This is a genomic window from Xanthocytophaga agilis (assembly GCF_030068605.1).
Taxonomy (GTDB): Bacteria; Bacteroidota; Bacteroidia; order Cytophagales; family 172606-1; genus Xanthocytophaga; species Xanthocytophaga agilis.
On record NZ_JASJOU010000013.1, the window covers coordinates 143,714 to 158,234 of the forward strand.

Sequence of the window (14,521 nt, forward strand, 5' to 3'; positions counted from 1 at the left end):
AGCGTTTTCCAGCACCATATCTTGTCTGAAAAGAAGACTACAACATCCAATAAAATCTTCTAACTTATGGCATCATTCTATCTCTATGCACCTGATCTCTTACCTGCTTGTCTTTCTGCTTTGCATATCCTGGACAACCTCACATTGGTATGAGGAATCACTGATTACCTATACGGCAGATCCTGCTAAGATTCAGCTTTTCTGGAAGGATAATGAAGGCCAGTATCTTCGCAGCATTGGCAGGCTGGAGAGCTGGATAACCTCTCAAAAGAAAAAGCTCATTTTTGCAACCAATGGGGGAATGTATGAATCAGATGGTACTCCTGTCGGATTGTTTATCCAGAATAGTAAAGTAGTAAAGCCTCTCAATCAAAAAGAAGTTTTGAAGAATGGCTCTGCCATACCAAACTTTTACTTAAAGCCCAATGGTGTTTTTTATATTGATAAAGCGGGTAAAGCCTTTGTAACTGAAACCAGTAAGTTTATATTATCGAAGCAGATTCAATGGGCCACCCAATCTGGCCCTATGCTGGTAACAAATGGAGCCATTCATCCTGTATTTCAAAAAGGATCACCCAATCAGGTGATCCGAAGCGGTGTAGGCATATTACCCAATGGTAAGGTATTATTTGCTATCTCCCGCACTCCTATGAACTTCTATGACTTTGCGTTGTATTTTCAACAACAGGGCTGTGCCAATGCTTTGTTTCTCGATGGCTTTGTATCCCGTATGTATCTTCCGGAGAAAGGTGTCCGGCAAACAGATGGCAACTTTGGTGTAATAGTTGGGGTAGCAGAGTAATACACTATAGAGCTCCTGAATATGGCAGAATAAAAAAACAGGACAGAACTATATTCTGTCCTGTATCTTCACATTCTATTCTAAAGTCCATCTGCCATTATTGACAATACTGTGGACGTGGATTGGTTGATGAATTACAAGGGAACTCGTATTTGCTTTGTGGATACTGTGGTGTTGGATTATCGGTTACCTCCAGTGGAGCCAGTGACTGTCCGTTATAAGAAGGCATTGTTACCTGCTCTTTGGAACCATTACCCAAAGCTACTGTTTTGGCGGCAGCGTTGTTATTGAAGCTATAATCAATCATAGCATCCAGCAACCGATAAATGCCATAGTAATCATACGCATCATAGGCGCTGCGGGAATTAGGCAACACGTGGTCTGCCACATAGGTATATCCTCCTACTACACTCTGGCGAATCAGAATAAAATCCTTCTCAGAATCAGCAATATTGATATGCTTAAACATGTCGATAGCCAGGCGATGATCGTTGGTATCGTCATCATCATAGATCTGGGAAATCAGCTTGGTATTAGACGGAAAAGACTGTAGCTGCTGAGCAGTGATCTGATACGAATACCACTGTGCCATCGAAAAGATAAACCGGCCATTTTCACCCCAGCCCTGTTCTACAAATCCTTTATAAGCCAGACCAAATGAAGCGCCACCTCCGAATGAGTGTCCCATAAAACCTACCTTTTTAGTATCAATCAGATCCGGATAATCCTTTACAGCCTTCGTAAAGCTTTCCCATAGGGTACTGTACCGCTCATCAATAGAGACACCCGTAGTTGGGTAAGGAGCAAATACTACCACATAGCCTTTTTTAGCAATGAAGTTAAACAGTCCGATGTTATATTCACTATTCTCTCCTCCATAAGGATGTGAATAGAAAATAACAGGTCGAGGAGAAGTAATGCCTTGTGGATAGAAAATATCTACCATCTTGCCACTATACAACGGACTGGCAAAGCTAACCTTAGCAACTGTATACGAACCATCGGCACCATATCCGGAGGAAGGTCTTGAAATAGGTCCGGCCAGATCATCATCCACATAGGGTGTTCCGGTAACATCATCGTCTTTGGAACAGGAGACGACAAACAATAAAATCAGTAAAAGTGTGAGTAATCGCATTGTATGGTATCTGGTTAAAAAATTTGTTCATGCCTTGGACGTGACCAGACTACAATGGTTTAATTCGTGTAAGAAAATGATCCAAAAAGTAGTAAATAATATTGTAAGCCATAAAACAAACCTTGTGGCCTGCTCTTTCGTATTCTTCTGGCTTACCACCCAATTTTAGCACCTATATTTTTTATATAACCAGCAACCATGAAAAACCATTTTTGTACTCTCCTGCTATCCTTGGGATTGGCAGCCTGTACATCCGTTACCCATTCCGATCAGCCATTAGCCACATCACCTTTAGCCCAACGCTTTTTACAAAAATTTACGCCGATCTCTCCCAATGCCGGGGGATTATACGAATGGGAAGAGGCGTCTCCTGAATCGGATACCTCTATATTAGATACAGCTTTTCTAGCCCTGTTTCCCAAGCCGGACACTAATACAACAGAACACATCCCACTCCACTCTCTTCTCAGTAGTGGTAGTCTTAGAGCACAATACCAGTTTCAACAAGGAGAGTATACTATGCTTACAGCAATATATATAGCAGAACTGGGCGATTATAGTGAAAGCGGAACGTATCTGCTTGTATGGAATAAAGCTACTCAGTCTATTACGGATTGGCTACCTGTTGGAAGAAATGGAGGTGGAGCCTATGAAGAAGAAGCATTCTCAGATTCAAGTGAAGACATTACTACATTTCAGATAGGCTATTTTATAGATTCCAACAGAAAGCCTTCTCATGATACATTACGTATACGACAAATGGCAGTCTCCCGGTTTACACATACAGAGAACGAACAAGCAACCGTTAACTGTGACAGTACAGTTACACAGTGGGTTTGGGAGGATCACTTTACAGAGGAATGGAAGAAACAGCTACCCTGTGACACAAAGTAGCAGAGCTATAAAAGAGTCACACAAGTAGCTACTATTTGAAAATAAAGGCTGATTATATCCATTTAGTCACTATTTTAGAAGTGACTTGCTCAGCCTATCACTCATTATCATGGTTTCTAAACGCCTACAACTTACGCTGTTTGTTGATGAAACAGTATCCCAGACAATAGAGAAAGTTCGCCACCAGTTTAATCCGGAGCAATACAACCTTATCAAAGCACACGTAACCCTTTGCAGGGAAGACGAACTGGAAGATCTTACTCAAGTATATAAGAACCTAAACAGCCTAAAGTTTTCAGGTATTGAAATCAGATTTGGACAGCCTGTGCGTTTTGCAGAAGGCAAAGGAGTATTTCTACCAGCAGAGGGCGAGAATGAAACATTCTATACATTGCGAAACTACATTTTACAAGATGTAGTACAGGAACCTAAACGTCCTGAACCACACATTACACTGATGCATCCTCGCAATTCTACCTGTACAGACGAGATATTTACTCAAATCAAAGCGACTTCCTTTCCTCAGTCCATACATTTCACCAGAATCAGCCTCATCGAACAGATGGGTGGTGAAGAATGGAATGTAATCAAAGAGCTTATGTTAAAAGAATAAACTTCTTTTAACATAAGCTCTTCTGACAGAAACATCTTACACGCTATTTACGTACAAGTTTCTACCCACACTTATATAAACAAAGCAGCAGGTAATCGGAATTCCGGTTACACGAAAAATTATTAAAATACCCATAAAGTGGTAACCTGATCAGTATTTTGATAATTCTAAAAGTTGACCACAATTTGCATATTTCTTCAATCTGACCATTATTCGAATAGCGTCCGAATGTGACCAGCGTTCTGGTCAAACATAAAAATGACCTAGACTCAGATTATTTTATGTTGATCAGCAAACGAATGAACCAGGTTTGTTGTCCATGTATCTGAACAGAATTCAAATTCTTAAAGAAACAATAATAACCCTTATTATACGCAGCTTACTTAAATGCCTCTCTTCAGAAATAATAATCTTCTGGCAATATCTCCCAATACTCATAACTGCTTAGTAATCTAAAAGCTTTTATATAAACCCGGCTGTCAATATATTTATATATTCAAATCATATACAACATGAGAAAATATTTATTAATTATTGTAACTCTGGGGCTCCAGCTACCCCTATTGGGACAAACGACACCTGTGGTCATTGCTCCCAAACCTGTTACAGAAGAGTATTTTGGAGTAAAAATTACAGATCCTTACCGTAACATAGAAAATCTTGCAGATCCGGAAGTACAAACCTGGATGAGAGCTCAGGCAGAAAAAGCCCGCCATACATTGGATGCTATACCCGGCAGACAAGGTCTGATTGATAAAATGAATGAATTTGATCAGAGACGTACTGCACGTATTACCAATCTGAAGATACTGGAAACAGATCGATATTTTTATCTAAAAACACGTCCACAGGATCAGCAGCCTAAGTTATATTATCGTGATGGGTATAAAGGGCAGGAAATTATGCTATTTGATCTGGAAAAATACAATAGAGAAAAAGCCTATTCACTGAACAACTTTTCACCTTCTCCCGATGGCACTAAAGTAGCTGTTTATGTTTCTGAAAAAGGAGCTGAAATGGGACAAATCATCTTCATCAACACCCAAACCCAAACTATCTATCCTGAACGATTAGATAGAACATGGTTTAATGGCAGCTGGCTTCCTGACAACAAAACCTTTTCTTACACCCCTGCCAATAGCCACAATGTACAAGACCCAAATGCAAGGCTCAATACCAAAGCCATGCTGCATACGATAGGTACTTTTCAGAATAAAGATAAAGATGTGTTCTCCTCTACCAGCTATCCGTCAATGGGCATCCAGCCGGAAGAATACCCAGAACTGGCTTACGATAAAGCAACTAGGCTAGTATATGGTACTCTGAGTACTGTAAGCCGATACCTCAAAGTATATTATGCGCCAGCAAGCCAGTTGACGCTTCCCCCTCTTATGTGGCAACCTCTGTTTTTGCCGGAACAGGAGATCACCAGTTTTGTTTCTGACAGTACTCATATCTACTTCGTCACATCTAAAGATGCTCCTCACCAAAAGGTTATGCGCATGCCATTATCAGCTATTGATCTAAATAAAGCAGAGGTAATAGTAGCAGAAAACCCTGAAGAAGTCATTGATGATCAAAAGCTTACGATTACCAAAGATGGAATCTACTTTGTACGGGCCAGAAATGGTGTAGAGGCAATGTTATACTTTGTGCCCAAAACAGGAAGTGAACCTCGCAAGATCGAACTTCCTCAGGCAGCTGGCAGTATAAATCTACAAGCAAAATCTCCAAAGTCTTCAGAGCTATGGGTCACTATTTCAGGATGGACCACAGATGCCAAACGCTATTATTTTGATCTGGCGAGCCATAAGTTTACGTCTCAGCCTCTGTCTACTGAAGCTGAATATCCGGAATATGCAGATATGATAGTAGAAGAAGTAATGATTCCCTCTCATGATGGTGTAAAAGTTCCGGTGTCATTAATTTATAAGAAAGGTATACCTAAGAATGGTACAGCCTCTGTACTTATGTATGGATATGGTGCATATTCTACCTCTGTAAACCCTGCATTCTCGCCCAGCTTTCTATTATGGGCACAATATGGTGTATTAGCAATAGCCCATGTACGGGGTGGTAGCGAACTGGGAGAAGCCTGGCACAAAGCAGGCCAGAAAGCAACAAAGCCAAACACATGGAAAGATCTGATTGCCAGTGCAGAATACCTGATAAAAAATAACTACACAGGACCACAAAAGATTGCTATTTATGGAAGCAGTGCAGGTGGCATACTGATAGGTCGTGCCATGACTGAACGACCAGACTTATTTGCTGCAGCTATTCCCAAAGTAGGCTGTTTGAATGCAGTCCGTATGGAAGAGTCGCCGAATGGTCCGGTAAACGTACCGGAATTTGGTACTGTAAAGAAAGAAGATGAGTGCAAAGCCCTGATTGAAATGGACGCATATCTCCATATCAAAGAAGGTGAAAAATACCCGGCTACCCTGATTACAGCTGGCTTCAATGATCCACGTGTCATTGCCTGGCAACCTGCCAAGTTTGCCGCCCGTCTGATGGCCAGCAACAAGTCAGACAAACCTATTTTGTTCTTTACAGATTATGAAGCGGGTCATGGCATTGGAGACGCCAAACAAAAACAGTTTGAGAACCTGGCAGATGTCTATTCTTTTGGATTATGGCAAACGGGCTCACCTAACTTTCAGACAGCTACATTAGGCAATAAATAGTTGTAACATGATTCATCCCAAATATTGAGGAAAGGAATTTGACTTTGAAGTGGAATATATATAGTAAAATAAAGAAGCTACAAAGAGAGTTGCGATAACTTAAATCGTGTGTGGTGGTGTAGGTGCGTATGGCTTCTTTTTCCCGCGAGGTTGGCCTTTGGCCTTGCGGGCTGAAGGATCGGGAAAAAGTGCCTTTTTTTGGTTATCACGCCGTGGCGTGACAAAAAAGTGACAAGGCTATAAGAAGAGTGATGCTCTGGATTTTAAACCAACTCAGAAAGAGAAACCTCCCAAAAAATTAGCTCAAGCCCACACTATTTTCAAAAGCATGGGCTTGGGTTCTATTCACATCAAAATTTGGGATGACTCATGTTGCTACTCAGAAAAGATTAATTTCTTCATACCTGGATTTCATTATCACATGAAAATCATAGCTAGTTCCATAACCTTTCTGGAAAGTCAACAAGTATTCTGTCCTCAAAGGAATTCCCACCTACTGTCGGACACAGCAAAACTGACCTTTAAGTATTTCTTTCACAAACCAGACATCACTCTATTTGTCACAGGATCCTTTCAGGAGGACAAAGAAGGGTGCGTCACCTTCTTTTGTTTACATTATTACAATAATACATAACAAATACTATCTTACAATATCTTCTAACACAATACAATAACGACCCAGATACGGTCTATGGAAACTACCTCGTCTTCCGATGCTCAGGCAAAACTTCAGCAAAGCATTGCTGCTCTGCAAAAAACAGGCAAATTAGACAAACCACTTATCGGTTGGTGGAACGACGCTGCACTGCCGCCTTTATATACCCTGGCAGGCAATACGCTAGATCCCCTATCTATCAAATTTTTGCTTTATCATCTGAGCAAGATGAAAAGAGATATCCCTGACGAAGCCAAACTAGTACTGGATCAGATTGACAAGAGTAAAAGTGTAGACTTTGTTCTGAAAGTACTGGAACTGTTTGTACAAAACGGATCCAATAACAAAGAAAAATATTGCCTGATACTGGTGTCTCAGTTGGGTAATGAATCCATACTCCCCATTGTAAAAAAACAAATTACGGATTGGATAGAACGTTATATGCGGTTACAGCTAGCCATTACAGCACTGGATATCTTTACTACCTGGGGTACACCCAAATCCTATCGAACAATCTACGAATTTGCCAAGAAATATAAAACCAAGAAACGAAATGTAGGTACTGCCGCATCAGCCATTATACGTAGATCAGCAGAGAAGCAAGGCCTTACAGAAGAACAATTCACAGACCGTCTGATGCCTGACTTTGGTTTCGAAGGATCTTTCCGATATTTTGAAGTAGAGGGACAAACCTACAGGGCATATATTGACATGAACTTTAAGCTGGCCTATCAGAATGAGGAAGGCAAGCCACTAAAATCATTTCCGAAAAACACACCCAAAGAACTTCAGAGTGAATTTAAAGACATTAACAAGGAAATAAAGGGAATCACGCAAATGCAAAATTCCCGTCTGACCAATGAAATGATTCTGCAAACCAAACGTACTGCCACCACATGGAGTGATTTGTTTCAGGGTAATCCCATTCTATTTACCTACGCTATGCGTCTGGCCTGGGGAGAATATGATGCCAACAACCTCTTAAAACAGACGTTTGTCTGCCAGGAAGATGGCAGTTTACTCAATGCTCAGGAAGAAGAAATAGTGCTGGATGAATCCAGCTTTGTGGGTCTGGTCCACCCTATTTTACTTGAGGAAGAGATATTGCAACACTGGAAACAGAAGTTCTACGAATCAGATCTCACCCAACCCTTTGCCCAGTTACATCGTCCACTGATTAGAGTGCCAGAGGAACTAAAGACTCAGCGCATGGATACTTCTTTTCAGGGCAAAAAAGTAAATGGCTATCAGATCTTTGGTCTCGAAAAAACAGGCTGGGCAAGAGGCTCGGTTGGTGACGGCGGATCTATTAGCTCATATCAACGATCCTTTGCAGAGTTAGAGACAACAGCAGTCATTGAGACAGAAGGTATTGGAATAGGCTACTATAGTAATCCGGAAGCAGCTTTAGGAAAAGTCTATTTTGTTCGTACCCGTTTCGCTCCCGTCTGGGAAATTTATGATGAAAAAGATATCCGTCTGATTCCTTTTGAGAAGGTTCCTGCTACAATCTATTCAGAGGTAATGAGTGATTTACAAAGGCTGGGAAATACTTAAATATCATAGAAGTGAGGGAATAGGTAACTGATTTATACTATTCCCTCGCTTTGTATAAATCTGTAACAAATATTCCCCAAACTACTTTATACAAATACATACAAAACTATCCAGTTTCTTATGTCCGGAAGATGTAGTCTTTACTTTCATTCTCTATCAAAAAATAACCTACTGATACAGGTGTAACTACTCTTTCACGATTAATTCCACACAATAGCACACAAAGATATCAGTACTATTCAGATAGGATCAATACTTTCCTCTTTTGTTCCGCAATCCGAATTCACACCAGAAAAAAACACTCTCAGTATCATAGTATCTTCTTTTGCTTTTCTGATATGAGCATCACAAGCTATTATAATCATTGAAAATACATTGGCTTATCCCCAATATATCCACACACAAAAAAATATACAATTAAGTGAATACAATACATCAAAAGAAAACTAATTAAATATAACACTTTCAGCCACTAAGACACATATCAGGTAATACACAGTAACTGCTTCAGGATAAAATTAATATTAAAAGTAAAATTCCTATAAAAACTTTGTTTACTGTGTACAGGAACAATTATTAATAGACAACATAGCAACAATTGTTACTATGGATATTTTTTTGTCGACATTTTATTTACATCCATTTACTAATATGAAACACTTTTATTTGTTGCTACTTTTTATAAGCAGCATTGTCTCAACCAGCTATGCAGTGGAAAGGAATAAATCAGCCTCCACGTCTGTAAATTCTATCTATGTACAGGACACTCAACCTTTATCGGTAAGTATCTCTGTTTTAGCCACATCAAATCCTTTACATCCTACATTTGAAGCAACTGCACAAACAGATCCATCCGGAGTACGACAGGTACTTTACAAGTCTTTTGAAGTAGATGGATATCCGGCAGATTGGCAGGGGGAGGATTATGAATACAGGGCATCCGTTTCGCCTATGCAGAATCTATATACAGCCTATAAGCGTTTGCAACCAAATACAAAATATGAGGCAAAGATAGGATATGTTATCAGTGATGATACAACCAAACTGTATTATGCCTCCTACCTGTATGATGTACCTAATGTAGAAACACCTGATCCGATTCTGATCTGGCCTGCAGCTGATTCGTATGTAGATGTATGTGGGCGTTTTATGACTGTACAGGCAAATGCCAATGATATAGATGCTAAAAAGCTTACCTATACCATATTTCTGAACGATCCACGAACCATTGTAGCTAAATATGAATTTAATCTGAGCACTGGAAATCAGGATGTTTCAGAAATTAGTGGCTGGCCTATACGTCCCAAGAACCAATACCTGATAGAATTGAAAAGTGAGGATGCTTATGGTAGAATACTTAAACAAAAGTATTTCACCTTCTTTACCAGCGACCGCAACAGCGAATCACTGATTCCTCAATTTATTACTCCGCTGGATGGTGCTGTCAATGTATCTACCAACCCTACTATTGCAATCAAGCCCTTTCCTTCAACAGCCTGTGGACAAGGATTGTTTAATACTTCTTTTCTGATTGATAGCTATCCGGCAGACTGGGCAGGAGATGATTATCAGGCATACAGTTTTGCTCCTGGTACCTATTCATGGAATGTGCCAAACACTTTGCAACCTAACACAAAATATGTAGTAAAAGCTATATTTCTAGCTCCTGGTGCAGCCAGCAGTACCGAACTCTTTATGAAGGAAATCACCTTTACTACAGGTAATGTTTCTCCGGAACCTTTACATGTAAGTCTTGCTGTTAAAGGTTTAGATGGTTCAACGCCTTTCCACCCAGTGATTGAAGCTACTCCTGAAACAGATTCAACAGGTGATCGAAAAGTAATTTTCCTTTCAAGAGAATTGGACCTTTATCCAGCAGACTGGACAGGAACAGGGTATGACTATTATAAAGCAGTCTCTCCAAATCAGAATTTATTTACTACCTATACACCATTAAAGGGCAGTACTGCGTATGTGACTCGTGTAGCGTATACCAATAGTGATGACACATCTAAAATATATTATGCAACAGCTGACTTTTACACAACGGCTCCTCGCCCACCTGTTCTGGTTTATCCGGTACCGGGATCTACTTTCAATTCATGTACAGATGTGAATCAGTTTATTGTTAATGCAAACAACAATTCTGATATTACAAAAATTGAGCTTACCATTTTCCGCAATGATCCCCGTGAGCAGATAAGTGCGACAGGTGAATTTAGCATACCTGTTAATCAGACCCAGGATGCTTCTGTATCTGATTATGCTACTTACCTGCGCCGTTCAGGTGAAGGACAATTCCTGATAGAATTAAAAGGACTGGACAACAATGGTAATCTTATTGATCAGAGTTATTCTACTATATTTGTAACAGGTTTAGGCAATATATTGCCTGGAGTTACCAGCATCTCGAATGGAGCAACAGACGTATCTCTGAATCCAACAATCACTGTTAAACCATACACCTCCTGCGGCAACCTGTTGAAGGTACAATACATACTTGACACCTACCCGATAAACTCCACTGGAAACTATACAGAAAACTATCAATCAGCAAGTTTTGATAGTGCAGTTTATTCATGGACAGTTCCTCAGGCACTGAAACCTAACACTGAATATGAAGTATGGACTGTTTTTGTGACAGATTATCCCTGGGATGCACCAAGATTGATTCAGAGTACAAGATTTACCACCACAACAAGTGGTTCTTCAGCCCGTGTTGCCGGAGCGACAACAAGTAATGAATTGGGACAACATTCTCTGTTATCACCAAATCCATTCTCAGATCAATTGTCTATTCAGCTCCACACCGGCTATCAAAAAGCAACTGTATCAGTAGTATCTATGGATGGCAGAGTTGTATTTTCCAAATCTGCTTCAGCCAACGAACAGGTAAGTTTTAAAGATAATTCTTTACCCGCAGGTTTGTATCTGGTTCGCATCAGTGATCAGACAGGCATCAAAGAACAGTTTAAAGTAGTTAAACAATAACTTGCTTTGTTACTCTAACAGGCAGAAATCGTATAGAAACGGTCAATGGCTCACATCATTGACCGTTTCTTTTTTGAAAGCTCTATATTTGTTTATACACTACTAAAATATCAGTATGGGGATAAAAAAGACAAGACACATTGACGTAGAGGTAGCTAAAGAAAACTATAATAGCCTTATAAATAAACTATTTCCAATTATAAAACCCATTTTTAACTTCAAAGGCAAGTTAGATTTGTCTCAACACGATCCAACCGAACAAACATCCTCTCTATTGGCATACTTACTGGATTGTAAAATCGCTATAGAAGATAATGAAAATGCAAAGCATTTCTGTGCAGATGATATACTAACCAAACAGGTAATTATAGAAGAAGATGGATTAATGAGGTTTTGGGGAACCATCTACTGGCTTGATACACCTCATGAATATGAAATCAATAAAACCGGGCAGGACCCGTTTTATGCAGAACTGAGAATCGTCAATAACAGGTTGAAAATAGAACGGATGAAATGTGGCGACTACAATCTCACAAATGTAGACAGATACTGGTGGTTTGATATGGAGATGGACTGGATTTACGAGTTTGAAGATTAGTATTTTGTATCATCACAAAAGAAATTCTGCTGTCCCATTATCATGCGTATACTTCTATACAGAAGAAGTTGTTGACTGGAATTATGCGCATGAAATTTTTTGCAGTGAATTCCGATCAAATGCTCAGCTTGCGGTTTTTTCCGCTCAAGCATCAATGTTGCGGTTTATTCTATGCAAAAACTTTTTTGCGGTAAATTCAACGCATCAGCATTTTTGCGGTAAACTCCAGGCAAAAGTCGTTTTCTTCCAGATAAATCAAACCGCTTCTTCCCTTCGCTGTTTGCATAGAATTATACGCATGATCCAATTATGAAACAAACTATGCTCAACTGATAACCTCTAAAAGTAAAACATCCTGCCGGATTTGGACAGGATGCTTTAGTATGTTTACAACAACACTCTCTGTTATTTACTCAAAATCACAAATTCTACGCGACGGTTTTTCTGACGGCCTTCTTCAGTAGTATTAACTCCAACAGGCTTACCTTTTCCATATCCCTGAGAAGTCAGTCGGCCTGCTTCTATTCCTTTGTTTGTCAGGTAGGCAACTACAGCTTTAGCCCGGTTGCCAGACAGCGTCATATTGGAAGCGGCATCTCCCACATTGTCGGTATGCCCTTCTATTTTGATCTTCATTTGTGCATTATCTTTCAGAATAGCAATCAAACGATCCAGTTCTGCTTTGGATTCGTTTCGCAACTCAAACTTGTTAGAGTCAAAGAAAAGATTATTCAGTCGTACCGTTTGTCCCACTTCGATTGGAGACAGATACAGGTCCCGTTTAATCTCCTGATACTTATTGAGCTTTTTCAAATCAATGTTTTCACTTACAGCATAGAAGTCAGCTTTTTGGGCCAGGAAGCTATATACAACTCCCGCTGGCAATACAATTTTGTATGACCCATCTACAGGGTTAGAAGTAGCTGTACCCAACTCCTTATTGTTACTCAGATCCCGATAGGTAATGTCAGCCTGTACAGGTTGTTTTGTCTTGCTGTTTAACACAGTCCCATAGACAAGCACTACAGGTTTAGGCTTTGCCACATCCGGAATACTTAGTTTAACAATATCCAGTTTGCCGATACTATTCTGGTCACTGGTCAGATAAGCAAAGTCTCCGGAAGCTGGAATTGTATAATAACCATCCCAGCCAGGTGTGTTAATCGCCAGCCCCAGGTTCATCGGTGCAGACCAGTTCTTCCAGGTATCATCTAGCCTATGGGACACAAATATATCAGAAGCGCCATACCCCGGATGTCCATCTGACCCGAAGTACAGACTCACACCATCTGCAGCCATAAAAGGAGAAGACTCATCTCCTTTTGTATTAACTACATTGCCAATGTTAAAAGGAATACTCCATTTGCCATCTTCCCCCTTCAAACTTACATAGATATCCCGTTCACCATAACTATCCTGTCTTTTTAACGTTACCAGAATGGCTTTCTGGTCAGCAGATACTGCCATTTCCAGAATATTAGCCTTGCTATAAAAATCAGGAATATCAATATTTTCACGCAGCTTCCATCCGGTAGTTGTTTTCTGTACCACAGATAATCCCCATTCCGGGATAATATTCATATTTTCATCATACTTACAGTTCATTACCAGCGTGTTGTTATCTGGCAATGGACTTACAACATAAGTAGATCCTGTACCATTGGGAGGAGCCGACAGCTTTTTTCGAGGTCCCCATTTACCATCTTTACCCAGCTCAGAATACCAGGCCTCATCCGAATCAGAAGTCCCTCCTGTATTATCAGGATGTTGTTTTATACTGTAATAGATTGTTTTTCCATCCGGGGCAATGCGGGGAACTACCTCATCATAGGTAGTATTTACAGCAGGGCCAAGATTCTCTTTCTTCAGGTAAGCAGGCATATTCGGAAATGTATTCACTGCATTGTCCTGCTTCACAGAAGCTTTCTCCACCTCCATTGTCATCTTACCTGCCACGATAAACCCAAGATTTCCATCAAAGCGTTCGAAGAGTTTAGAATAACCTCCTCTGAATACTTCTACATTGTTCACAAGAAAGAGGATTTCATCACCCTTGCGTTGCAGTGTTAACTTGTTTAATGTAGTATCTTTTTTGACGCTGCTGCTGGCTTTATAATCTTCACTGGCAAATGCCTTTGCTTCATTGTTTACAATAGACTTCCACTCCTTTTTGAAAGAACCTACCCAGCTTTTTTGTGTAGTTGGGTTAATACGAAACTGATAAACTGTCCCATTTTTCCCCAGTGCAGTAATGCCAAAATCTGCACCTTCCTCACCAGTCTTTTTGCGTGCTATAACCTCATAAATAAAATCTTTTCCATCGTTTACATGCACATATTTCCACACCCAGTACACATTCCCATTCTTTACTTCCAAAGTATATACCCCATTGCCTACAGCATATCTGTTCTCTGCAGATTCGCTGACAGGCCATCCATGATGATTGTCTACAAAGTCGTCATAAAACCAGAGTGTGCTTTGTCCCTGAGCTGCAAACGAAAGCAACAAAAGAAAGAAAAGTATACGGTGTCTCATAGCCAGAATAGTTTGAAAAGTCGTTGTGTGCCTGTGAAAACATATAGTAAA

General features: G+C 40.1%; 9 protein-coding genes. 7 read left to right on the forward strand and 2 right to left on the reverse strand.

What is annotated here, in order from left to right; genetic code table 11:
* Positions 1–85 precede the first annotated feature (85 nt).
* On the forward strand, positions 86–802 hold the full coding sequence (locus QNI22_RS29405; RefSeq protein WP_314516512.1) for a phosphodiester glycosidase family protein: 717 nt from the start codon (positions 86–88) through the stop codon (positions 800–802).
* Positions 803–899: 97 nt separating this feature from the next.
* On the opposite strand, the gene QNI22_RS29410 is transcribed toward QNI22_RS29405, so the two are convergent.
* Positions 900–1,940, reverse strand: coding sequence for an alpha/beta hydrolase (locus tag QNI22_RS29410; protein ID WP_314516514.1), 1,041 nt, complete (start codon positions 1,938–1,940; stop codon positions 900–902).
* Between the two features lie 198 nt (positions 1,941–2,138).
* Between QNI22_RS29410 and QNI22_RS29415 the strand changes: the two genes are divergently transcribed.
* The 6 genes from QNI22_RS29415 (at position 2,139) to QNI22_RS29440 (ending at position 11,935) form a co-directional block, all read left to right on the forward strand.
* Complete coding sequence (locus tag QNI22_RS29415; RefSeq protein WP_314516515.1) at positions 2,139–2,834, forward strand: hypothetical protein; 696 nt, start codon at positions 2,139–2,141, stop codon at positions 2,832–2,834.
* 109 nt (positions 2,835–2,943) lie between these two features.
* A complete protein-coding gene (locus QNI22_RS29420; protein ID WP_314516516.1) occupies positions 2,944–3,447 on the forward strand; it encodes a 2'-5' RNA ligase family protein in 504 nt (167 codons plus the stop codon).
* Between the two features lie 512 nt (positions 3,448–3,959).
* Positions 3,960–6,134 carry a prolyl oligopeptidase family serine peptidase gene (locus QNI22_RS29425; RefSeq protein WP_314516517.1) on the forward strand — a complete coding sequence of 725 codons (2,175 nt, stop codon included), beginning with the start codon at positions 3,960–3,962 and terminating at the stop codon, positions 6,132–6,134.
* 691 nt (positions 6,135–6,825) lie between these two features.
* Positions 6,826–8,346 (forward strand): DUF4132 domain-containing protein, encoded by a 1,521-nt coding sequence (locus tag QNI22_RS29430; RefSeq protein WP_314516519.1) that lies wholly within the window; start codon positions 6,826–6,828, stop codon positions 8,344–8,346.
* Positions 8,347–8,997: 651 nt separating this feature from the next.
* Entirely contained in the window at positions 8,998–11,337 is a 2,340-nt protein-coding gene (locus QNI22_RS29435; RefSeq protein WP_314516521.1) for a T9SS type A sorting domain-containing protein, read from the forward strand.
* Positions 11,338–11,452: 115 nt separating this feature from the next.
* Positions 11,453–11,935, forward strand: a complete 483-nt coding sequence (locus QNI22_RS29440) for a hypothetical protein (RefSeq protein ID WP_314516523.1) — start codon at positions 11,453–11,455, stop codon at positions 11,933–11,935.
* A gap of 405 nt (positions 11,936–12,340) precedes the next feature.
* Here QNI22_RS29440 and QNI22_RS29445 read toward each other — a convergent pair whose 3' ends face one another.
* Positions 12,341–14,470, reverse strand: coding sequence for an OmpA family protein (locus QNI22_RS29445; RefSeq protein ID WP_314516525.1), 2,130 nt, complete (start codon positions 14,468–14,470; stop codon positions 12,341–12,343).
* Positions 14,471–14,521: the final 51 nt, after the last annotated feature.

What these genes read in the sequence shown, in the direction of transcription:
- QNI22_RS29405 (WP_314516512.1), top strand. Translation starts at nt 86, where the DNA reads ATGCACCTGATCTCTTACCTGCTTGTCTTTCTGCTTTGCATATCCTGG.
- QNI22_RS29410 (WP_314516514.1), bottom strand. Translation starts at nt 1,940, where the DNA reads ATGCGATTACTCACACTTTTACTGATTTTATTGTTTGTCGTCTCCTGT.
- QNI22_RS29415 (WP_314516515.1), top strand. Translation starts at nt 2,139, where the DNA reads ATGAAAAACCATTTTTGTACTCTCCTGCTATCCTTGGGATTGGCAGCC.
- QNI22_RS29420 (WP_314516516.1), top strand. Translation starts at nt 2,944, where the DNA reads ATGGTTTCTAAACGCCTACAACTTACGCTGTTTGTTGATGAAACAGTA.
- QNI22_RS29425 (WP_314516517.1), top strand. Translation starts at nt 3,960, where the DNA reads ATGAGAAAATATTTATTAATTATTGTAACTCTGGGGCTCCAGCTACCC.
- QNI22_RS29430 (WP_314516519.1), top strand. Translation starts at nt 6,826, where the DNA reads ATGGAAACTACCTCGTCTTCCGATGCTCAGGCAAAACTTCAGCAAAGC.
- QNI22_RS29435 (WP_314516521.1), top strand. Translation starts at nt 8,998, where the DNA reads ATGAAACACTTTTATTTGTTGCTACTTTTTATAAGCAGCATTGTCTCA.
- QNI22_RS29440 (WP_314516523.1), top strand. Translation starts at nt 11,453, where the DNA reads ATGGGGATAAAAAAGACAAGACACATTGACGTAGAGGTAGCTAAAGAA.
- QNI22_RS29445 (WP_314516525.1), bottom strand. Translation starts at nt 14,470, where the DNA reads ATGAGACACCGTATACTTTTCTTTCTTTTGTTGCTTTCGTTTGCAGCT.